Source organism: Okeania sp. KiyG1, assembly GCF_014132355.1.
Taxonomy (GTDB): domain Bacteria; phylum Cyanobacteriota; class Cyanobacteriia; order Cyanobacteriales; family Microcoleaceae; genus Okeania.
The window spans coordinates 26,840-48,951 of the sequence record NZ_BLZO01000044.1; the positions used below are offsets into that span (position 1 = coordinate 26,840).

Annotated in this window: 24 protein-coding genes and 4 pseudogenes; 16 read left to right on the plus strand and 12 right to left on the minus strand. The window is 35.2% G+C overall.

Annotation, left to right across the window (positions count from 1 at the left end; all coding sequences use genetic code 11):
- Positions 1–155: 155 nt before the first annotated feature.
- Positions 156–239, minus strand: a complete 84-nt coding sequence (locus SAGCYANO_RS50125) for a hypothetical protein (RefSeq protein WP_375339902.1) — start codon at positions 237–239, stop codon at positions 156–158.
- Between the two features lie 102 nt (positions 240–341).
- Here SAGCYANO_RS50125 and SAGCYANO_RS50130 point away from each other — a divergent pair.
- Together SAGCYANO_RS50130 and SAGCYANO_RS50135 are read left to right on the plus strand one after the other, a co-directional pair.
- Positions 342–488 (plus strand): annotated as a pseudogene (locus SAGCYANO_RS50130) (hypothetical protein); the annotation flags it as partial.
- A 120-nt stretch (positions 489–608) separates the two neighbouring features.
- Positions 609–959: pseudogene (locus SAGCYANO_RS50135) on the plus strand (hypothetical protein).
- Between the two features lie 80 nt (positions 960–1,039).
- On the opposite strand, the gene SAGCYANO_RS07970 reads toward SAGCYANO_RS50135, so the two are convergent.
- Positions 1,040–1,837, minus strand: coding sequence for a site-specific DNA-methyltransferase (locus tag SAGCYANO_RS07970; RefSeq protein ID WP_202219581.1), 798 nt, complete (start codon positions 1,835–1,837; stop codon positions 1,040–1,042).
- Between the two features lie 444 nt (positions 1,838–2,281).
- On the opposite strand from SAGCYANO_RS07970, the gene SAGCYANO_RS07975 reads away from it, so the two are divergent.
- From SAGCYANO_RS07975 to SAGCYANO_RS08010, 9 genes are all read left to right on the plus strand, one after another.
- A complete protein-coding gene (locus SAGCYANO_RS07975; protein ID WP_202219582.1) occupies positions 2,282–2,422 on the plus strand; it encodes a hypothetical protein in 141 nt (46 codons plus the stop codon).
- A 16-nt stretch (positions 2,423–2,438) separates the two neighbouring features.
- Complete coding sequence (locus SAGCYANO_RS07980) at positions 2,439–3,110, plus strand: hypothetical protein (protein WP_202219583.1); 672 nt, start codon at positions 2,439–2,441, stop codon at positions 3,108–3,110.
- Between the two features lie 14 nt (positions 3,111–3,124).
- Positions 3,125–3,343 (plus strand): hypothetical protein, encoded by a 219-nt coding sequence (locus tag SAGCYANO_RS07985; RefSeq protein WP_202219584.1) that lies wholly within the window; start codon positions 3,125–3,127, stop codon positions 3,341–3,343.
- A complete protein-coding gene (locus SAGCYANO_RS44355; RefSeq protein ID WP_237395952.1) occupies positions 3,340–3,786 on the plus strand; it encodes a hypothetical protein in 447 nt (148 codons plus the stop codon). The genes SAGCYANO_RS07985 and SAGCYANO_RS44355 overlap by 4 nt, the downstream gene beginning before the upstream one ends.
- Before the next feature lie 23 nt (positions 3,787–3,809).
- Positions 3,810–4,085 carry an HIRAN domain-containing protein gene (locus SAGCYANO_RS44360; protein ID WP_237395954.1) on the plus strand — a complete coding sequence of 92 codons (276 nt, stop codon included), beginning with the start codon at positions 3,810–3,812 and terminating at the stop codon, positions 4,083–4,085.
- Between the two features lie 695 nt (positions 4,086–4,780).
- Positions 4,781–5,173, plus strand: a complete 393-nt coding sequence (locus SAGCYANO_RS07995) for an ATP-binding protein (RefSeq protein WP_202219585.1) — start codon at positions 4,781–4,783, stop codon at positions 5,171–5,173.
- Between the two features lie 162 nt (positions 5,174–5,335).
- Entirely contained in the window at positions 5,336–6,187 is an 852-nt protein-coding gene (locus SAGCYANO_RS08000; RefSeq protein ID WP_202219586.1) for an AAA family ATPase, read from the plus strand.
- 576 nt (positions 6,188–6,763) lie between these two features.
- Positions 6,764–7,333: a DUF4435 domain-containing protein gene (locus SAGCYANO_RS08005; RefSeq protein WP_255502494.1), complete on the plus strand. Its 570-nt coding sequence runs from the start codon at positions 6,764–6,766 to the stop codon at positions 7,331–7,333.
- A 116-nt stretch (positions 7,334–7,449) separates the two neighbouring features.
- Positions 7,450–7,680, plus strand: a complete 231-nt coding sequence (locus SAGCYANO_RS08010) for a hypothetical protein (RefSeq protein ID WP_202219587.1) — start codon at positions 7,450–7,452, stop codon at positions 7,678–7,680.
- A 690-nt stretch (positions 7,681–8,370) separates the two neighbouring features.
- Here SAGCYANO_RS08010 and SAGCYANO_RS08015 read toward each other — a convergent pair.
- The 10 genes from SAGCYANO_RS08015 to SAGCYANO_RS08060 all read right to left on the minus strand — a co-directional run bounded on the left by SAGCYANO_RS08015 (position 8,371) and on the right by SAGCYANO_RS08060 (position 16,316).
- Positions 8,371–9,834 (minus strand): hypothetical protein, encoded by a 1,464-nt coding sequence (locus tag SAGCYANO_RS08015; protein ID WP_202219588.1) that lies wholly within the window; start codon positions 9,832–9,834, stop codon positions 8,371–8,373.
- Positions 9,835–10,028: 194 nt separating this feature from the next.
- A complete protein-coding gene (locus SAGCYANO_RS08020; protein WP_202219589.1) occupies positions 10,029–10,556 on the minus strand; it encodes a DUF29 family protein in 528 nt (175 codons plus the stop codon).
- Positions 10,557–10,592: 36 nt separating this feature from the next.
- Positions 10,593–11,120 (minus strand): DUF29 family protein, encoded by a 528-nt coding sequence (locus SAGCYANO_RS08025; RefSeq protein ID WP_202219590.1) that lies wholly within the window; start codon positions 11,118–11,120, stop codon positions 10,593–10,595.
- 73 nt (positions 11,121–11,193) lie between these two features.
- Complete coding sequence (locus SAGCYANO_RS08030; RefSeq protein ID WP_202219591.1) at positions 11,194–11,469, minus strand: hypothetical protein; 276 nt, start codon at positions 11,467–11,469, stop codon at positions 11,194–11,196.
- Positions 11,466–11,753 carry a UPF0175 family protein gene (locus tag SAGCYANO_RS08035; RefSeq protein ID WP_202219592.1) on the minus strand — a complete coding sequence of 96 codons (288 nt, stop codon included), beginning with the start codon at positions 11,751–11,753 and terminating at the stop codon, positions 11,466–11,468. Before SAGCYANO_RS08035 ends, SAGCYANO_RS08030 begins: the two co-directional genes overlap by 4 nt.
- 37 nt (positions 11,754–11,790) lie before the next feature.
- A complete protein-coding gene (locus tag SAGCYANO_RS08040) occupies positions 11,791–12,105 on the minus strand; it encodes a DUF433 domain-containing protein (RefSeq protein ID WP_202219593.1) in 315 nt (104 codons plus the stop codon).
- An 80-nt stretch (positions 12,106–12,185) separates the two neighbouring features.
- On the minus strand, positions 12,186–13,283 hold the full coding sequence (locus SAGCYANO_RS08045) for a TRAP transporter substrate-binding protein (RefSeq protein WP_202219594.1): 1,098 nt from the start codon (positions 13,281–13,283) through the stop codon (positions 12,186–12,188).
- A 20-nt stretch (positions 13,284–13,303) separates the two neighbouring features.
- Positions 13,304–14,371, minus strand: a complete 1,068-nt coding sequence (locus SAGCYANO_RS08050) for a WD40 repeat domain-containing protein (protein ID WP_202219595.1) — start codon at positions 14,369–14,371, stop codon at positions 13,304–13,306.
- An 18-nt stretch (positions 14,372–14,389) separates the two neighbouring features.
- Entirely contained in the window at positions 14,390–15,901 is a 1,512-nt protein-coding gene (locus tag SAGCYANO_RS08055) for a caspase family protein (RefSeq protein ID WP_202219596.1), read from the minus strand.
- A complete protein-coding gene (locus tag SAGCYANO_RS08060; RefSeq protein ID WP_202219597.1) occupies positions 15,894–16,316 on the minus strand; it encodes a hypothetical protein in 423 nt (140 codons plus the stop codon). The genes SAGCYANO_RS08055 and SAGCYANO_RS08060 overlap by 8 nt, the downstream gene beginning before the upstream one ends.
- A 519-nt stretch (positions 16,317–16,835) precedes the next feature.
- Here SAGCYANO_RS08060 and SAGCYANO_RS08065 point away from each other — a divergent pair.
- From SAGCYANO_RS08065 to SAGCYANO_RS08095, 5 genes and pseudogenes are all read left to right on the plus strand, one after another.
- Positions 16,836–16,952 (plus strand): annotated as a pseudogene (locus tag SAGCYANO_RS08065) (DNA polymerase subunit beta); the annotation flags it as partial.
- Positions 16,953–17,272: 320 nt separating this feature from the next.
- Positions 17,273–17,773, plus strand: a pseudogene (locus SAGCYANO_RS44365) (element excision factor XisH family protein).
- Positions 17,743–18,078, plus strand: coding sequence for a XisI protein (locus SAGCYANO_RS08080; protein ID WP_202219599.1), 336 nt, complete (start codon positions 17,743–17,745; stop codon positions 18,076–18,078). The pseudogene SAGCYANO_RS44365 and the gene SAGCYANO_RS08080 overlap by 31 nt, the downstream one beginning before the upstream one ends.
- A gap of 290 nt (positions 18,079–18,368) precedes the next feature.
- Complete coding sequence (locus tag SAGCYANO_RS50140; protein WP_375339900.1) at positions 18,369–19,547, plus strand: ArnT family glycosyltransferase; 1,179 nt, start codon at positions 18,369–18,371, stop codon at positions 19,545–19,547.
- Positions 19,548–19,803: 256 nt separating this feature from the next.
- Positions 19,804–21,939 carry a phospholipid carrier-dependent glycosyltransferase gene (locus tag SAGCYANO_RS08095; protein WP_202219600.1) on the plus strand — a complete coding sequence of 712 codons (2,136 nt, stop codon included), beginning with the start codon at positions 19,804–19,806 and terminating at the stop codon, positions 21,937–21,939.
- Positions 21,940–22,112: the final 173 nt, after the last annotated feature.

The following is a 22,112-nucleotide window of genomic DNA, read 5'->3' on the forward strand; positions in this document are numbered from 1 at the left end:
GGATAGGATTGACTAATCATGAAAATTTTTTCTCTCTTGGTCGATTGGATATGGCGAGGAGACCCGCTCTTATCAGAGCCGCTCCGCTTTTAGCGCAGCTTTGCGATAGCAAACGCCATCCCTCGACCGCTTGTTTCTCCTTTAAAGGATAGGCTTTAAACCTTAATTATTCGTTCAATAATGGATAATTGATAATTACCTCTCCCTAAAAGGAAGAGGATTGAATAAAAGGAGAAAATTTATTTTTTCCCATTGAAAGGGGAGGCTTTAAACCTGAATTATTGAATTATTGAATTATTGAATTATTAATTATTCGGTAAAAAAGAGGAGAAGGAAACGGCGTTAAACCAATAAAAGTAAATTTTATCGAGTATTTGCAAGCTAAAGGTTGGAGAAAAGAAGCGTCTATAAGCGATAACTTAGGAAATGTAGATGCTGTGTTTAATAGAGCAGGTAATACCAAATTGATAAATGTTTGCTACAAATAGTTAGGGTATTTTTCTAATTTAGAATTTAGAATTTAGAATGCAGAATGGATAGATTTAATGCTATTTTTGATGTTGGAAGTTACATTTTTCGTGAAATATACTTTATATAAAAGTATTTTTATGGTGTTTATTATTCATAACATTCTTTTTAAAAATTGGTATAAAATAATAGCTGTAGAGTGGGAAACAGGAAATATTTCCTCAAGTCATCGCTCTATTAATAAAATGGCATTTGCTATTTAAAGACAAGATATTTTAGCTTGGTTTTTAATAGTTCCTTGTCGGACTTTAGCAAGATATCTGACTGATAGAATTGGTAATTTTGAAGAACTAGAACCATACTTTGATTTTTGGCGAAACTGTACGGCTTGCTATCCAGGTATTTTGATTATTATTGGCATAGAATATGATGATACAAGTTATGATGTACCGAGAATTCCTAAAGGTACATCTGGAAGAGCAAAAAATTAACCTTCAACATAATCATTATTTTGATGATAATGTAAATTCCCTTCAGTTAACCTCTCAATAATTACATCACAATTTTGTATTTATACACCAATCAAATTCCGACTATTTGCTTCACAAACGGCATAAGTTGTACCACTCCCGCCAAATGGATCGATAATTAAGTCTCCAGGTAAACTAGACATTTGAACAACTCGATCTAACAACTTTGTTGATAGTTGATTAGTCTTTCGCTTTTTACTTTTAAATTTCCAATGACGTACAGGAGGAATATCGTTCCAAACGTCTGTTAAATTAACACCCAAGGGATTCATTGCTTGACGATGACCGCCATAGTCTTTGATTTCTTTGCCACAATGACGACAAGTTTCTATAGGAGTCCTAATTTTTCTAAATACTTTTGGCTTACCTTTAGAATAATATAAAAGGCTGTAGTGACTGGGATAAAGTCTACCAGTTATTGGCATACTAACTTTTAAATTAATTGTTATCCAATGGCGAAAAGTTAAACCACAATTTATTAGATGAGAGCCTAATAATATATTCCATTTAGGTAAGTTATAAATAAATAAACTACCACCAGGTTTAAGGATGCGACAACATTCATCTATCCAGGCAAAACACCAATTCAAATATTCTTTATCTGCCAGAGAGTCATTAGATTTATTACCGTAATCTTTCCCTAAATTAAAAGGAGGATCGGCAAAAATTACATCAGCAATTTCATCTTTGATATTCGGTAAAATTTTCAGGCAGTTTGCCTCAAATAAAATACCTTGAGTTGAACTAAAACATGGTTCAATTTTTTGGGTATCCTCAAAGTATTTTTCCCAGGAAAATTTACTTAGGTTATTAAAGTTTAAAGAAAGTTGTTTTGCCATTTTATAATACAAAATTAGGGGTAAGTTGACAACTTTCCCCTAGACAAATTTAATGCTTTGACAGGCGCACAGTATTTCAACCATGCCATAACTCCCCGTGCAGTTCAAGGTACCTCATCTATTTATTTATAGTAATGCACAGTACTATAATTCAGTAGATATTAAAAAAATAATACTTAAATAGGGTTTGCTTATGGAAAGTCTTTTTGCTCTTTGTAGGGAATAGGGAATAGGGAATAGGGAATAGTGAAGAGTCAGAAGTTAGGGGAGTTATAGAGAAGTTGGTTGTTCATAGTGGCAAGAGTGATTTTTCTGCCCCCCTCACCCCAAAATCCGCTCCATGCATGAGCTTTTTGAGCTAAAACAGGCGCACTTTTTCAATACTTAAAAAGGCTAAAAGCAATATAAGTCAATGCTTTGATATTTAATCAGCAAGCCCTAAATATGGACAAAATTCATCTTGCTTATCATAGTAAATGTATGAATATGAAGTTGCGACCGCTAACTCTTGAACAAAATTTTCATACCAAAAAATTTAGGCGATCGCTCTATCAAAACTTAACAACAGAAGTTAATTTAGATTAAAAATTAATAGCTACTAATGTGCGATTTATTTAATATTATTGAAGTTAAAGAAGATTCAATTTTAGAAACTGAACAACTAGGAACTAAGGACAAATTTTGGTATTGCGAGGATGAACTTAATTATTTATACAAAAAAGCTAGACCTAATACTGGGGAAGCTTGGTCAGAAAAAATAGCATCAGAATTATGTGAGTTACTAAAGCTACCTTATGCACATTATGAATTAGCAATTTGGAAAGGTAATTTAGGCACAATTTCTCCTTCCTTTGTACCAGAAAATAACACTCTCATACTTGGTAATAAAATTTTAGTAAAAATAGACGAAAGTTATCCCGAATTTAATAATTATAAAGTTTCCGAACATACTCTTGATATTGTAGTTGAGGCGATCGCCTATAATTCTATCAATATCAATTTACCTTTAAACTGGAAACCTGCTGAAGGTATTGAAACAGCAATAGAAACTTTTGTTGGTTACTTATTATTAGATGCTTGGATAGGTAACACTGATAGACATCACGAAAATTGGGGATTTATTATGAATGATTCAGTAAGTTTAGCACCAACATTCGACCACGCATCTAGTCTCGGTAGAGAATTACTAGACCCCGAAAAACAGAAGAAAATAAATAATAAAGTTGTCAAAAATTATGCAGCTAAATCCAGGTCAGCAATGTATGAAAAATAGGAGATAAAAAAGCTATGTTAACACTAGATTTATTTGAAAAAGCAGCACAAGAATATCCCAAAGTTGGTCTAATTTGGCTCCAAAACTTAGCCAATATATCACCAGAGGATACTTTGTCTTTATTTGAACGTATACCTAAAAATTGTATCTCTGAAATTTCTATTGAATTTGCACAAAAAATTCTGACAATTAACCAAAATAGACTTCTACAAATAAGAGAAAATTTGCAATGAAAAAATTATTTTTAGCTTGGCAAGACCCAATTAGTCGTGCTTGGTTTCCAGTAGGTCGCTTAACTTATGAAAATGGTTGGTATGAATTTGTTTACTTGAAAGGTGCAGAAAAAGCAAAAAAAGATTGTGGTTTTGCTGGTATTTGGTCTTTAAATGAATTTGATAAAGTTTATCGCTCTCAGGAATTATTGCCTGTATTTTCTCATAGAATTATGAGGAAGTCTCGCCCGGATTATCCAGATTTTATTAGTTGGCAAAATCTCTTAAAAACAGAAGATGATCCTATGGTTTTATTGTCTCGTAGTGGAGGTAAAAAAGTAACAGATAATTATGAGATTTTTCCTTATCCAGAACAAGATAAAAATGGTGGTTATCATCTATATTTCTTTACTCATGGTTTCCGATATATGGCATCTGAAACTATTGACAGAATTAAAAATTAGAGGTAGGATAAATTTTGTATTTAATGCACGATGCACAAAACGATTTTGACTCAAATGCTTTAATGCTACGCACGGAAGATTTTTACCTTTTAGGTTTTTGCCCTCGATATTTATTAAATGATGTTTTTTTCCTACTAAAAAAGTATCCTGATGCAGTTAAAGTAACATTAGAACGGGTAAATCTACCACCGGCACCGTTACAAATGAGATTGCTTTGTCATTTAATAGTCAAACATGATGATTTTCAACCTTTTTCTAGTGAAATGTATGAATCTTTAGCTGTACCAATTTTTCATTAAATTTAAGTTGGCTTTGCTGTAAAGAATATAAAATTAATCCTTTGGGTAAAGTTCGTATTCATTTATCTAAGTAAAACACCAATTAAAATATTCACTATTCGCCAACAAATCATTAGATTTATGACCGTAATTTTTACCTAAATTAAAAGGTGGATCTGCAAAAATTACATCAGCAATTTTATCTTTGATATTCGGTAAAATTTTCAGGCAGTATGCCTTAAATAAAATACCTTGATAGGTTATTAAAGTCTCAAGAAAGTTGTTTTGCTATTAATACTCATTTAAAAAAAGAATGCCATAGCAATTCTCATAGTTATGAACTACATTTACGATCGCCCTAAATCCCCCTTAAAAAGCTATCCCTTATAAGGAACTCCTCAGAGACGAGGACACGGAGACGCGGAGAAACGGGGACACGGAGAGCAGGGGAGAAGGGGAGCAGGAGAGAAGGGAGAAATAGTCATAGCATCTAAGTAAAATTATTTAATTTATCAAAATCAATATACTTTTAAATACATTTTCTCTCTAGAAAAAGGCTTTTAAAGTATCCAACATAATTTGTCTATTTTGTCAATTTTTATGTTAAGAAAGATGTTTATAAAGCATAACTTAAAAAGGGGGACTTTGAAGACTCCCCCCTTAAAAAGGGTAAAATAAATAAAAGGAATGTAACCTGCAACAGGAGTAATAAAAATATGTCTGTATATATAAAGCATCTTGAAGCCAAAGGAATTTACGGAATTTTTGATATAAATTTAGATTTTCATCAAGGGGTTAATGTTTTATTTGCTAAAAATGGCAAAGGGAAGACTACTTTGCTACATATTATTGCTAATTTACTCAATGAAGACTATGAAAGATTCGCCTTTATTGATTTTGATTATATTAATCTGAGGATGAGTGATGAAAGTCAAGTCGAGTTAAAAAATAATAGAAATGATGGAGATATTATATTATTTTTGAATGGAGTAGAAGAAAAAAAATTCTATTTAAAAGAACTAAAAATATATTTCTACAGAGTTTTTCAAAGTGATTGCTGCTGCGGCTTCTGCTGCGACTGCTGCTGCGACAAGCATATGGGTAAATGATAATATTCCTAGTCAATCGTTAGAACAAGAATTCACAACATCTGCAGGAGAAAAATTAATAAAATCTACGGTTTCTGCTGCGGAAAGTATAGCTATAAATAATATTCTCAATCAATCATCAGAAAAAAATTAATAACAGCTTATTTTCCAGCTTTTAGAAGTATGATAGAAGCTTGGGCATCAACACAGGAAGAAAAAGACAAACTAAAAGATATTTATAATGAAGAAAAGCAACAACTAAAAACAGATTTTGCACGTCAAATTTTTGGAGACTTTGTACCCTTACTAAACTATCCATCTATTATTGAAATAGAGCAAGTATTAAACCAAGAAATTTCTGAAGCTTTTTATCAACTAAAGCAAGCAGAACAAAAATATTTAGGAAACATTCTACCTCAAATATTTAATACTCTCTCCAAAAATTCAAAACCTGTAGAAGAAGACTCAAATTCAATTCTAGAAGAAATCAAACAACTCAGTAACGAACTGAAATTTCAAATGCTTGAAGACCTCCGCACTGCTGTTGAATCATTTCAAGCTGATGAAGAATCTAAAAAAGCTGCTGTAAGGATTTTAATTACCTACAGAGAAGCACTGCAAAAAATATCTGATGAACAGAAAACTTACTTTCAAAATATTGAAAAATATCTAGATGCTATTAACTCATTTTTAGAAAGTAAAGAGATAGAAATTATCTTCAAAAATTTACCAACTTTAGGCATAAATTTTCATAATGGTAAGCCTCCTATTCCTGGAATAAGTAAAGCATTATCATCAGGAGAACGTCAAATTCTAACTATGATATATGCTGCCTCTCAGATGAGCGAACAAGAAATAGTTTTAATTGATGAACCTGAAATTTCTCTTCATGTAGACTGGCAACGTAAATTATTAGAAAAAATCTCTCAACAGTTAGGTAACAAACAAATTATTGCTTGTACTCATTCTCCAATAGTAGGAGCTGACTATGAAGACGAAATAATAATACTTGAACCTACAATAACTCAAAATTAGTAAGCATTTCCTGCGGACTGCTGCGCAAACATAAGTCAGCTATCAGCTATTGTTTTTAGTGAGTGGTAAAAGCTTTATTAATTCAGTCTGAGTTAAATATTACTAAACAAAACTGTCTCCCTTGACTTGAAAATTTGTATTCATTTAAACTCAGTATTTAAGAGGTATTATTGCTGAGATATGACGACTAATAGCTGGATGTTTACCAAAATTATTCATATAGTTTCCACAACAATAGTAGATAAGTCAAATTAAAATCAAACAGAACTTACACATTCAACACGAAAATGTTGGTTTGAGATTACTTTCCTGCGGAATGCTACGCAAACGCTATCGTTCCTAATGACAGAAATATTTTGTTTTGCGTAATACCATTTCTCCATGAAGTGGCACTTAATATAAAGATGAGAATAGTCAGTTTAATCAGGTCTGACCAATAATTATTAAGTGCATTATTACAGATAAATGGTATAAGTTCTATTAAAAAAGAGGAAAAATAATAATAATGGCAAAAAATACTCCTAAATTTACTCCACAAGAGTATCGAATTTACTTGATGAATAGTAGTAAAAACATATTTTAGTTGAAGGCAAAAATGATAAATATTTTATAGAAAGGATGTTGTCTTATTTGGCAAATGAAATAGATAAACCAGAACTAACAGAACAGGTTTTGGTAGATTCAGCAGAATCTTTAATTAAAGCTGATTCAGGAACAGGTAACAATAAACAAAAAATTCAGGAAATTGCTAAAAGTATAGTTGGTAAATCTTACAGTCATAAATTTATAGGTTTTGTAGACCGGGATTTCGATATGTTTGATTGGGATTATGAAAAAACTCAAATATTGCAAGACAATTTTCCAGGACATAATATAGAAGAACGAATTATTAGAACACGAGGACACTCATTAGAAAACTATTTATTTGAACTCGATATAGTTAGTAATTTTTTTGACATAAATACAACAATACCTAATCCCCAAATAGCTACAAATTTATTTAGGCAAATTTTTAAATCGGTAATATATTCAGCTTGTACTGTTGGTTTAGCTGCTACTAAAAGTAGCCTGTTACAAAGAATAGAATCTGGCGTTCCTTGGAGAAATTTTATTGAGTTAACCTCTGGGGAAATAATTTTTTATTAGAAGATTGGTTAATTTTTCTGACCGATAAACGTGATGTACCCAAGTGCAAAATTTTAGAACTTAAGCAAAATTATAAAATCTATATTCAACCTATTAATCAAACATCTTTTGAGATTGTGAAATGGCTATGTCATGGTCATATTGGTTATGATTTTTTGAGAGAAGCATATATTAAATGTGTTATGCAAATTATCAAAGATAGCAAAGAAGCTGATAGTAAAGTTAACTGGACAACAAAAGATAAGATGTTCCAGCAATTGATTAATTATTGGGTTCAGGAAATATTAAGTAATAACAGGATATATTTTCAAGCAATATTTGAAATGCTAGATTTATCATTAGATTAGATTAATTAAATTGAGCGTAATTCATTCAAATAGGTTCTATATAATTTTGCTTTCCTCTTTATTCAACTATTCCTGAGCAACCTCATCCTCTGAACTTTTCGGAAAATTTTAGCGTTGCATCCCACATTCCGCACGTCAATTTGTAACATTAAAAGTCGTATATGAACCCGTAGCTTGGTAAGTATTTATACTATACAAATCATCTCAATTACTTTTTTCCTCGATCAAATTCCGAATAAAAAATTTACGCATAAATACTTGCTTGATCGTGTACTCGATCGCGGCAGCTATGATTTTGTTCTAAAATTCTGTCTCCTGTCTTCCCCTCCTCCTGGGAGGGGCTAGGGTGGGTTGGGACTGGTTAGGGTGGGTTGTCTCCTGACTCCTTCTTCGGTTGCTACATTTTGTGGTGCCGAATGTGGGTTACATATTTGTGGGATGAATTTTAGGTTTGGAGAAAAAAGAAGTATCAAGTATTAAAGATGAGATTCACCTGTTCCAAAAAGATTCATCCCGCCCCTCAACAACACCCTTTCTTCTTCTTTCTTTCCTCCTGACTCCTGACTCCTGACTTCCCCTCCCCTCCTGGGAGGGGCTAGGGTGGGTTGGGAGGGGCTAGGGGTGGGTTGGGAGGGGTTAGGGGTGGGTTGACTCCTAAATAATTAAGATTAATATCATACACGCACTTCACTAACGCCGAAAATTTCCCTCCTGATAAGCAGTAATTTGCTCGTCACTCAACAGATCCATAAAATCTGCTAACTCACTATAAGTAATACATCGAACTTCTGGTAAACCACAGACAGACTCAGCAAACCGAAACATTGCGTTCCAGTAAGCACCGTTATTCCAAGCTGAAAAATGATGCCCAATATCTATAGGAGCGCGGTTGCCATTATAGTTTTTCTGGAAATATTTCATGTAAGTTTTCAGAGTATCCTCCTCATAACGTTTAGCATTACGAGGGTTTGGTTTTGCCTTAGAATGCAAATAATAAAAATTGTAATCCATTGACAGAACATTCTTTCCACGAGAGTTAGTCAGACTAGCTAACGGAAAATTCCAAATACCATTTTCCTTTCGCGGCCAATAGTTAGATAATGCTACTTTGCTAGTGTCATAGCGGAAACCATTTTTGGCTAAAACTTTATACAAACCAGGACTTCGAGCTAATAGTGGTGCGCGAAAACCTTCGATGGCAGTGCGATCAAATACTAGGGAACCTGGCAAATTATTAATTTTATGCGCTCCAAAGAAAAATTGCTCGAAATATTTAAACTCTTCGCTCCAGTCTTTCTCACTCCATTTGCTACCATCAAAATGACCTACCGCATGAGACCCGATCTCGTGACCTTCTTGATAAGCAAGATTAACCTGTTCCAGTCTCAGAGCAATATCTTCCGCTGTATCACCCCAACCAATATCCGACCGACCTTTTCCTTTCCCACCGGGAGCATCGTAAAGTTTTCGTTTGTCTTTGCTGACAAAATATACTGCACTGACAAAATAAGTGAACCGCAGGTTAATACCTTTTTTCTCCATTTCTTGAGCAAAGTTGCGCGATCTTTTCCAAGCGTCTAGGGATCTGGAACCATCAAATGCTAACATCACAAACTGGGGCGGTTTATCTATTTTGCTCACGATACCTTCATCTTGCATCAATTTGTAGAGGAAACGTGCATTCCAAAGGTTCAACTGACAGCTATTTCCACCATTAGCTTTGACACAAGCAGAAATTAATTCTTGAGGAAAAGGACCCATGACTTGGTTATTTTCCACACAATAACCGATAATTTTGTTGAGGGTAGCTCCCTCCGGACATCTTCTGTTTCCGTATGCTTGGAGAAATAATTTTTCTGACCATTGGTTACTATTGCAACTGCCTCCACCTCCCCATTCTCGACATTTTTTAATCATTGTTGGAGTGAATGGTCCAAGAGCGTATTCGCCGTTAGTATAGAAGTATCCACCTTTGTCGTTAATGGGCTTTTTTTCAAATTTTAATGTCTCTAATTTAGAACTTTTATTGTTAGTGAGTGTAGGGTTGTCCGAAATATTTGATGTGTTGCTACAGGCAGATATTAAGATTAAAATACTGTAGATAAAAAGGCTATGGTATGATTTTAGTTTTTTTAGCACTTTGATATTTTTCACTCCTCTGGTTATTAGCTCATAATCAGGACTTACGCACGGACACTATATCGAGTGAGCGCGTTAGCGGAGCTTGGCGTTAGCCAATGCCATTTGAGGGCGAATGCCATTCGCCCCTACATATTGCGTTTTTAAGGTGAATTTGCGTAAGTCCCAATCGTATTATAATGGAAGCGATCGCTTTTTTAATAGATCCCCTACTTATTCTTCCTACCAAATTTCCAATCTTCTCCACCGGGTAATAATGCCAAATTATCGTCAATAATTGCGGCTATTATCTCCGGTTGATGTGCGTAAATTAAGGATAATAAACTCAAAGCATTTTCAGTAACTTGAGCTGTTTCTACCATTTCTTTTAGTTGAAACGGACTGCAATTGCCATCTAATGCTTCTACGCTTGCATCTCGAATAGCTGCTTCTATAACTTGCGCGATCGCTTTTCCCCATTCATCTTCTTTGATGTAATAAGAAGTTTTATTTGGCCTCAAATTCAAGACTTGAATTTCAATAATTGCATAGCGGATAGATGCTGCCCAGGAATTGGTTAAACGTCCTTCCACCTGATTTTTAATTAAATGGATTAACATCACAGTTAAATAGGATTTGATTTTTCTGATGATGTCTTTTTTACTCATGGCATCCAGTTCGTCAATAAGTGCTAAGGCATCATGATTTCTACCTTCCATAATGCAAGTCCTTAAGTCGATTAATTCTTGAGTTGTCATTAGTTATTTTCCTCCTGAAATTAACAATTAAAAATGCTACTTATTTCTCTTACCAAACTTCCAATCTTCCCCACCGGGTAATAAAGTAAAATTTTGTTTAATAACTGCTGACAAATCATTGGCAGAATAACTGTAAGTTAAGGCTAAAAAACTCTTAGTAGTTGCGATTACAGAATTTATATCCACCATTTCTTCCATTTGAAATGGACTGTAAACCCCATTTTCAACCTCAGTGCTGGCACTATCAATAGCAGATTCTATAGCATTTTCTAACATTTCGTCCCATTCATCTTCTTTGATAAAATAAGAGGTTTTATTTGGCCTCAAATTCAAGTCTTGAATTTCAATAATTGCATAGCGGATAGATGCGGCCCAGGAATTAGTTAAACGTTTTTCTACCTGATTTTTAATTAAGTGAGTTAACATCACAATTAAATAGGATTTGATTTTTCTGATGATGTCTTTTTTACTCATGGCATCTAGTTCGTCAATAATTGCTAAGGCATCGTGATTTCTACCTTCCATAATGCAAGTCCTTAAATCAATTAATTCTTGAGTTGTCATCAGTTATTTTTCTCCTGAAATTAACAATTAATATACCAATTCACTTTAAATATGTCACAAATAGTTTCAAGCTTTAGCGAATGGCATTCGCCCTGACTCGATTTAGTTTCTGTGCGTAAGTCCTGATAATATCTAAATCCTTGTCTACAGGAACGGTAACTTCTTTAATTATTAACCATTTTGGGGGAGTTTTAATCCAATTTTTGACCGCAATAGGCGATCGCTCATCCAATAATTCTTGTTGCACTATTCGAGGAATTAAAACTTGACCGTACAGTTGAGGTAGCAGTTGAATTTGCCCGATTAGAAGTAAATAACAAATCGGCGAAGTATCCGAAACAACTATCATAACCTCTTTAACTTTCCCTCTTTTTCTAGTTGTTCGTGGGTTTGGCGATCGGCGAAGAAATCTTCTTCATCGTAGTCTAAATCTACTCCTTTAAGTTTAAGAAATTTATCAGCTTCTAAAGGGGTTGAAAAACCCAATAATTCTCGTAATTTACCACTACTAATAGAACCTTCGCGATAAGCCTCTACCACAATTATTTCTATGAGCTTACGTTCTAAATTTCCCCATTTTTCCTTTAGGAAAGAAGCAAGTTCATCTGGTAAGACAATCTGAATTTGCTGCATGAGTATTTCCTCTGGTTATTAACTAATACAGACATTTTTATAGTAACATTTTGAGACGCATCCGTACTAAAAAGGATGAGGGAGAAGCAGCAGATTTTTCCCGTTGTACTTGCTCCCACTCCAGACGAATTTCTGCATTAATCTCATCCTCGTGGTCAAAATAATATGCCATTGCTGCATGAGCTTCCGAAAGCATTAAATAAGGATGTTGGCGACACATTTCATCAACAGACCATCCATAAGCTAAATAATCCATAACAATTTGAGCAACGCGCACCCTGGGTATTCTTTGTAGTCGTGGGGGTTGATTTTCCTCTATTTTTATATGAGGATAGTTAACTTTTGCAGTCATAGTTTTTGGGGATATTTTATATAGGAGAAATATTTATATGCAATTACACAGATTTAGCAAACTGTCAGGCGTTCTAAACTTTATAATTTAAAGCTAAACTTACTAAATTCCAATTCAGCTGCCCCATACCACCTATATATCTGATTGCGGAAAGTTTTCCATTTTGTGTAGACGTCTTTAAATGTTTTGTCCTGATCAGCATAGTCTTTATAAATTTCAAAAGCTTTTCTTTCGAATTCATTTAGGATGCTTTTTTCATAGGAAATCAAGTTAATTTTCTTATTATCATCATTCTCATTCCTTAGTTCTTGTAGTGCTGACTGATTTGAACTATCCTGCTTGGCAATTGTTTTCAGGCTAGCTTCAAAACAAGCCACTTTGAAGATTTCCTGATACTCGCCTGGTAGTTCATTCCATTTATCCAGGTTTACCAGCACATCATCCGAACTACCTGGCTCCCACCAACCAGGATAATAGTAGTAAGACGCAGCTTCATTTAAACCTAATTTCTTATCCTCATAAGGTCCACTCCACTTTGCTGCATCAATCTCATTATTTTTCATCGCCTTCTGAATATCAACACCCGCTATATCTTTGCGGACTTTTACACCAAACTGCTTCATCACCTCAGCACCTAATCCAGGTATACGCATCCTTAGTCCTTCCATATCTTTTATATTAATTTGTTTCTTAAACCATCCTCCCATTTGGACACCAGTATAGCTTGCAGGAAAATTAATTATATTAAAGTCAGCATATATTTTCTGCATTGCCTCTAGCCCACCCCCCTCAAAGAGCCAAGCATTCTGCTGCTGGATATTTAGGCCAAAAGGGACTCCTGTACCAAAGGCTAGTGCTGGGTTTTGATCCATATAATAGAAACTACTCGTATGACCACACTCTACTGTTCTATTTTTTACCGCGTTTAATACTTCTAGTGGTTCTACTATCTTTTTTGCAGGATAGGGCGTAATCACAAATCGCCCATTAGTCATTTTTTCGACGCGCTGACAAACAATTTTTGCAGCTTCATAATAGACTTGTTTTTCATCCCAGCTAGTCGCCATTCGCCATTTAATATTTGGTTGTGTCTGGTTAATTACATCATGACAAGATACTAGAGCGGTACTACTTGCTATGCCAATTGCACTGTTGTAAAAAAATTTTCTACGTTTCATAATTTAGTCTTTTCTATGAATTACCTGGTTAGCCAAGCTTTAATACTTTTAGATTGATAACCAAATATAAGGATTTGCCCATCCTTGTAAAAGGTAAGGGCAATATTCTCTTTTGAATTGTCTGATAAACTATAGGTCTGGAGTGGTTTATTGTTTACTAGATCCCAGACTCGAACAGTTCCGTCACGACTTCCACTAGCCAATTTTTGTCCGTCTAGGCTAATGTCAAGAGATGTAACAGCTCTTGAATGCCCCTCCAATGAGTCTATTAACTGCCCGGTTTTGAGATTCCAAAGTTTGATTGTTCCATTATCACTGCCACTAACAAGAAATTCATCATTCTTGAATATAAGATGTGTCACCTCACCTGAATGGCTCTTCAGAGATAGTTTTTCTTCACCATTTTCCAGGTTCCAAAGTTTAATTGTTCCGTTGCTGCTACTACTAGCAAGAGTTTTTCCATCTGGGCTAATTGTAAGAAACTTAATATCAGGGTGTTTTTCCCCAAAAGAGATTATTGGTTTCCCAGTTTGTAGATTCCAAAGTCTGATTGTTCCATCATCACTACCACTAGCAAGAATGTTTCCATCTACTGGGCTAATTGTAAGAGACTCAATCAGAAATGAATGTGCATTTTTAATAGAACGAGGGGATGCTTCTTTTGGTATTTCCCAAATGTAAATATCATTGCTCAAACCTCCACTAACAAGGATGTTACCATTTAGACTGAACGCAAGAGACCTAGTACTTCCATCCATCTTAAATGGAGGGTTTATTGTTGGTTCTTCTTTTCTCCAATTCCACAGTTGAATATTCCCATCATTACTTCCAGTAGCAATAATTTGTCCATCTGCACTGATGGCGATGGATTCAATCTGGCCTGGATTTCCAGTCAATGTTTTTTCTAAAGGAACTTTCTTCCCTAGACTAGGAGTTTCAATAGTGTGGTCAGTAGGACTTGTAGAATCTGATTTTTGCTGCTCTGGTTGACCTATCAGTTTCGACAACACAAATCCAGATATTACCAAAACAACTATACTAAGGAGCAAAAATAAGATTAATGAGATAGTTTCTCTTCTTTGGGACATTCTCTTAACTCCTGGTATTCAACGATTAAATCGAGCAATTAGTAACCAGGAAGCCATTAAAATAGATATCAGCGCTCCACCAATAATAGCCATTACCATAAGAACTAAGAAAGAATAACTGCTAGAAATTTGATCATCTATAACACTTCGCAATGTCGGAACCAACGAAACCAGACAAAATGTGATAGAAGCAATCAATGGCAAAACAAATATTTTCATTTTGTAGCGGAATTGAACAAAAATCAAATTCGCTAAGATAACTAACAGCAACAGCCACAACCCAAACCAGGCATCAATCAAAGTAGCTTCTAGAAGACTAGCTAAAGCGATTGTTAACAAGACTCCTTCAAACCCAGTAAATGCAGACCTGAACAATAATTCTCTGGTAGAAGAGAAGTTAGTTGGCTGTCTAGAGGGTTGAGTTAGTTGAAGAACATTGTTTCTAAACAGGGTAGTACCCAACCAATTTCTTACTGTTTTTGTTTGTTCCATAATTGGATCTGTATCTTCATGCCTAAGTCTCCATTTTTCCCGAAGGTCTTTTAAATTCTTTATTGTTCTTGGAGTCAAAGGATTCTCCTCAGCCATTTTATCAGCAACAGTCTTTTTATATCTATCTAACTTTTGCTGATAATCTTGGTAAGGCTTTAGAACTTCCTGCCTAATTGCTTTAGCTTCTTCCGGCTTTAGCTTAAGCTCAATCCGTCTTTCTTCCAAAATGATTTCACTAACTGAGTCAATCTGACCTTCAGACTCTTCAGCATATCTGGAAACTAATTTGCGATACTCTATTTTGGGATCGCCGACAGGTGCTTTAGCGATGAAAATTTTGTGCCCGTCCTCCTCTATATCTATTTTTGGTTTCATTTTCATTGTGGTTTCTTCTTGAACTTTTTGCTTCGCATACTCATGCAACTCATCAACAGAAATCCAACCGTCCCTATCTTTATCAGCAGCTCCTGTTTCAATACCCTCGACAAGGTAACGGGTGTATACCGATAGTTCTGATTCCTTGAAATAGGATAATCCGTAGAAACTAGATGATTTAAGAACAACCCGCCCCTTGCAAGTTAGCTGATTCTTGATATCTACCACTCCTTTGGGATGTAAATTATAAGCTCCACTATAACAACAGTCAAGAATTATTACTTGTTGCTGAGAGTGACTATCTTTCATAATTTGACTTACTGTATTAGAATCAACCGCTGTTGATCTGAGGTATTTTTTGCTAGTCTTAGCAGTTGCAAAATAAAGACGACCACCGTCATCTATGAGTCCATGACCAGAAAAGTAGAACAGTATGAAATCATTCCTTCCCAGACCTGAAAACATTTCTTCAATTGTTCGTGTCATTGATGCGACATCAGGATTGATCATTTTCTTCACATGAGATGGCTCAAATTCTCCTAGCTGTGGATTAAGTAATACTCGCTCCATGGCCTCGACATCTTTTTTAGCAGCGGGAAGTGGTGATAACAATTCATCCGAGTCATACTCACTTACTCCGATCAGCAATGCTACTTTAACCATTGTTAATTTCTGATATTGATTTAACCAACTTTTCTACATCTTGTATAGCTGCCGATAAGTCTTTTTGACTCCCTACTTTCACCTTAATTGATGCTTTTTTATCAATTTTTACTTCAACCTCAGTTGCTTTCCCAGACAGACGCTCCCATAAAAATGTTATAAAAGTCTTTATATTTGCTAGATTAATCTCTACATTTAAGATTCCTGGTTCTTGCTCATCACCTTTAGCTCCTTCAGGTAATTTTGAAACAGGTACACGCGTAACTTCTACTTCTTCCAAGTTATTACGCATTTGTCTCAACAAATTCCGTGTAAAGACTTCTAGTAGTTCTTCATCATCTGGATTATTCGAATCTCTTAGATTATTAGAATCTCTAAAATCTATTGTGAACTGAAAATTAGATGTGTTAAGCATATTAACTTTCCAATAATGTGATGTAAGTTAAACAACAATTTATGAAGCAAATAGAAAACATTGGCCTTTCATCTGGGTAATTACAGGCTCAAAAATTTTCCCTGTAAGTAGGCATTTATGTAACTTTAACAGTATTGTAACCAACTTTAACATGATTTTTTTAGTAGGCGCTATATTAGAGTCAGGATTTACACAGAGACTCTACATATAGTGAGGGAAAATACTATTTGCCCCTACAGATGGTGGTTTAAAAGTCAATTTGTGTAAGTCCTGACTAATAGAAATCTCCAAAAATCAAAAATAAAATCAATTCTCACACAGAAATTATCAGTTCTTTCTCCCTATTGCCTACTGCCTACTCCCTCTTTTCTGGAGATGTCTAATATCATAATACCAGTATCTGATTAACATAATTTTTGAGAAACAGCAATACTTTTGATAATTGGTATTAAACTTGGCTAATATTTCATATTGTATGCTTAAAGTTAATTGAGTTTTATAAAGCAGGAATTAAAGGCAATGTCATTAATGAGATTATTACAAGAAAAACGTGGTGAAATTCTCAAGATTGCTGAACAGCATGGGGCTTTTAATTTACGGGTGTTTGGTTCAGTAGCAAGGGGAGAAGTTAACGAAGTCAGAAGTTAGAAGTCAACCCACCCTAACCCCTCCCTGGAGGGGAAGTCATAAGTGATTTTTGTAACGGGGATTTGAGCTTCGCTCCAAAAGTATTACGCCTTAAAAGGCGGGGTTTTAGACCCATATTATTTTGATAAAGAAACCAGCGATATTGATTTGTTGATTGATTATGATTTGGAAAAAATCACTTCTTTACAGAACTACCTATGCCAAATAACTAAGAAACCGGGTTTATTACCGTGATTATTGTTGTTCAAACCACGAAATTTCCTTGATAAACTCGGTTTCTATATAAAAAATGCCCTCAGTATTTCTTTATGCCAGCTAGAGATGCTTACCATAACAACTTAATTAATGCTTTAGTCAAAGATAATTGGAGCATAACTGATGACCCTTACGTTATCAAGTGGGGTTCCATTTCAGTTATCAGTTATCAGTTATCAGTTATCAGTATCTCTGGCACTCAGCATCGGGATTGAAAGACTAAAGCTGATTTTTTTCATTCCCTTGAAAGGAGAAACTTTAGACCTTGTTTTTTAGGAAAAATAGCAGTAGAACTGAAAAGTTTTGCAAGTCCTTCCCCAATCAATAACCTAGAAAATGCGGTTGGTCAGTATATCGTTTACCATGATGTACTCAAAAAAACAAATCCAGAAAGAATCCTCTATTTAGCAGTAGATGTAAAACCTTATAATGGCATATTCAGCGAACCCATCGGTGAATTAATGCTAGAAAACCAACGCTTAAATTTATTAGTTTTCCACAAATCAGAGGAGATAATTATTAAATGGATACCATCAGTAAATATCAACAAATAATTGAGAAAATAATCGGCGAATATGCTAAATTGCGATATTCTGATAGCGAAGTAGAAAGAAAAACGGTTTTTGACCGAGAACAAAACCATTATCTATTAATGATTGTGGGAGTAGAAGGTCATAAAATGGTTCATGGTTGCATACTTCATCTGGAAATTATAGATGATAAAATTTGGATTCATCGCGACGGAATTGAAGATGGTATAGCAGGAGAATTATTAGCAGAAGGGGTTCCTAAAGACAAAATTGTTTTAGGATTTTATACCCCCGAAAAACGTAAGATAACTGATTTTGCAGTTTGTTAATTTGAAGAGCGTTTTCGCTGGTGCAAATTCCGGTAGTAGACTGTTTGATCTTAAATGGTGCAATAGTAGGGGCGGGTTTTAGCTAGAATTTTAATGCTTACTCTAAGATTTACATAAACCCGCCCTTAGTACGGTGGCTTATATCATTGGGGGCGGGTTTATCTGACTCAATGTGAAAACTCTTTAACTTAATGGTGAAACCCGCCCCTACAGAGCCTGATTCCCTAATGCAAACTCATTAGTTGTGTCAGTCCACTACAATTTTTGCTGATAACTGATAACTGAAATTTATGATTGCCCAAGAAAAAAAACAACCTAAAACTAATCATTTCCTTACCTTAACTATTCTATGGTTATTCGCAGCAGTGAGCGATCGCTTCTGGTTTGCTTTTGATAAGTCTGTACCTGCTTGGGATCAAGCTGACTATCTCACGGGTTCCCTGACTTACTGGCGTGCTTTTCAAAATGTGCATCTGTTTTCTGGGGAATGGTGGCAGCATTTTTGGGAACTTTCGCCGAAGGTTCCGCCGTTGACTTATATTCTTACTGTTCCATTTCAAGTGATTTTTGGTAGGGGTGCTGATCAAGCAACTTTAGTACATCTATTTTTTAGTGCTATTTTACTGGCTTCAGTTTATAGTTTAGGCAGCAAATTATTTAATCAAAAAGTTGCTTTTTGGGCAGCAGTTTTATGTATATTATTTCCGGGTTTATATAGATATCGTTTACAGTATTTACTCGATTATCCTCTCACGGCAATGGTGACTTTAAGTTTCTGTTGTTTAACGTTTTGGTATTGGGATAGGGAACAGGGAATAGGGAATAGGGAACAGGCAACAGGCAACAGGCAACAGGCAACAGGCAACAGGGAAAATAAAGCGGGAAAAATTGACAAAGAAAATTTTAATTTTAATTCTGAAACAAAGTCTATTTTCGATAAATTACTGTCAAAAATATCTGCTATAGGGAACAGGGAACAGGCAACAGGCAACAGGGAACAGGGAATGGGGAAAATTGACAAGAAAAAATTTAATTTTAATTCTGAAACAACGTCTATTTTCGATAAATTACTGTCAAAAATATCTGCTATAGGGAACAGGGAACAGGGAACAGGGAACAGGGAACAGGGAATGGGGAAAATTGACAAGAAAAAATTTAATTTTAATTCTGAAACAACGTCTATTTTCGATAAATTACTGTCAAAAATATCTGCTATAGGGAACAGGGAACAGGCAACAGGCAACAGGGAACAGGGAATGGGGAAAATTGACAAGAAAAAATTTAATTTTAATTCTGAAACAACGTCTATTTTCGATAAATTACTGTCAAAAATATCTGCTATAGGGAACAGGGAACAGGGAACAGGCAACAGGGAACAGGGAATGGGGAAAATTGACAAGAAAAATTTAATTTTAATTCTGAAACAACGTCTATTTTCGATAAATTACTGTCAAAAATATCTGCTATAGGGAACAGGGAACAGGGAACAGGCAACAGGGAACAGGGAATGGGGAAAATTGACAAGAAAAATTTAATTTTAATTCTGAAACAACGTCTATTTTCGATAAATTACTGTCAAAAATATCTGCTGTAGCAAATAATTTACAGGACTTACGCACAGGCACTAAATTCAGTGAGGGCGAATGCCATTCGCCCCTACATATTGCGTTTTCAAGGTTAATTTGTGTAAGTCGTGATTTACTTATATTTTTAACTCTAAAAGATTTGCTTTGGGCAACTGCTTTTGGCTTGGCTTTTGGTGCTGCAATTTTAGTTAAACAAACTACCATATTTTTTCTCTTCATTCCGTTACTTTCGATAGGAATAAATATTCTCAGAAAACGGCAGTGGCAAAAGTTAATTCAACTAATTTTTTCTCTGTGTTTATCTATAGCAATTTTTTACCCTTGGGCGAGAACAAATTGGCTATTAATGTTAACTGCTGGTAAACGGGCAACTGTAGATTCTGCTATTGCTGAAGGCGACCCCAATTTATTGAGTTTGGATGCTTGGCTTTATTATTGGAAACTGCTGCCTTATCATGTTTCTTTGCCTCTATTAATTATTCCCATTGGCGGATTAATTTTTTACTTTATTCGGTCGTTCAAAAAACAGGATAAATTCTCATCAAATTACCTTCACTCTTGCCGATGGTTAGCTATTTTTTTAATTGGCGGTTATCTCATTTGCTCCCTTAATATCAACAAAGATTTTCGCTACACTTTGCCATTATTGCCAGTTTTATCAATTTTATTAGCCTTTGGTTTAATGCAGTTTCCGATAAAAGTAGGAAAACAAATTCGCTGGTTTACTATTGGTTTAGCCATTATTTTAATGTTATTAAATCTCTGGCCTGTAGGTGGAATTTTCTTCAGAAAAATTTCTGCCTGGTTGAGTCCTGGTGGTGTTTATTATGCACATTTAGGTAAAGAATGGCCTCATCAAAAAGTAATTGCTGAAATTGTCAAAACTGACCCCTATTTACGGTCAACTTTAGGAGTTTTACCCTCCACTCCAGAAATTAATCAACACAACTTAAATTATTACGGTGCTTTGCAAAATTTACAGGTTTACGGTAGGCAAGTAGGAACTAATTTAAAACAAGTACCTCAAGATGTGCGATCGCTCTCTTGGTTTGTCACGAAAACTAATGACCAAGGTTCGATAAAAAGAATTAAAAAAGCTCAAGCTGCTATTGTTAATATCATCGAACAAAACCCAAATTTTCAACTACAAAAAAGTTGGCAGTTGCCAGATAATAGCAACTTAAATCTTTATCATAATCAGTTTTTACCTGTAGAAGTTCATCCTCTGAATAAACCACAGGAAAAAGTCAAATTAGACTATGTGATTTTATCGCCAAAAATTAGACCGGGAGTGCCAATACCTATTACCTATAAATGGTCTGGTTCTTGGCAAGAATTACAGTCCGGTTTAGTGTTGTTAACTTATCGCCGAGAAAATATAGCAATTCCCACAGTTACGAAGTACATTTATAATCCCCCTAAATCCCCCTTACAAAGGGGAACTTTGAACGTTCCCCCCTTACAAAGGGGATATAAAACTGTATCTCATAGATTAAAGAACTGCTGTATTAATCAACCACAATTTCAGCAATTAGTTTCTGACAATATCTCAGAAAAATCTATTACAAGTTTCATTCACGATCGCGCTATTGGAATGGGGAGTTTATACCCTGGTCTGTCTCCAGCAAATAAGTCTGAGGTCGGGTTTGAAATTATTGAAAGAATAGGAATGTTACCCCCTGCCAATATTTCATCGGGAAATTACATATTAGAAGCGACTTACCTTAACCGGAAAACTGGAGAAACTTATCCTATTCCTATACAACCCCCCGTGCGTGTCGAAATTGACCCCCAGGCCGAAATATTACCAGCACCAGAATTAGATTTAGTGACACAGTTACGGATGTGGGGGCAAAAGTTGCCTCTGGGAATAAAAGGTTTAGAAACTGTATTTGAGGAAGTAGGGCGAGTTAATCAGTACGATCCAGTCCAAGATTATACCAAACAAGCAGAAAAAACTTTGGCATATCGTTTGCAGCAAGACCCCAATAATTTAGAGTTGCTTTATGGGTTGAGTTTGGCCAGAGTTTTACAACAGGATGCAGATGGAGCGATCGCTGCTTTGACTAGAGTAACTGAGTTAGATTCCCAAAACCCCTTTGCTTATGCTTATTTAGCTTTTGTTTATCTATATAACTTAAATCCAGGGGCGGCAGAAATAGCTTTGAAGTCTGCTTTGGAGCTTGACCCCACTCAGCCAGAAATTAGAGCTTTAAATGGAGTTGCTGCTTTGATGCAAGGAAATGTATTTAAGGCGTGGCGTTATCTGAAATAGGGAGTGGGGGAGTAGGGGAGAGGGGGAGTGGGGGAGTGGGGGAAATATTTGGCAATGGCGCTTAGATGGAAGATTTTTTTATACCCACATTAAACGGACTTGATATTATCAGGACTTACGCACTCGCCCCCCTAACCCCCCAAATCTGGGGGGAACCAGATTTACTTCCCCCA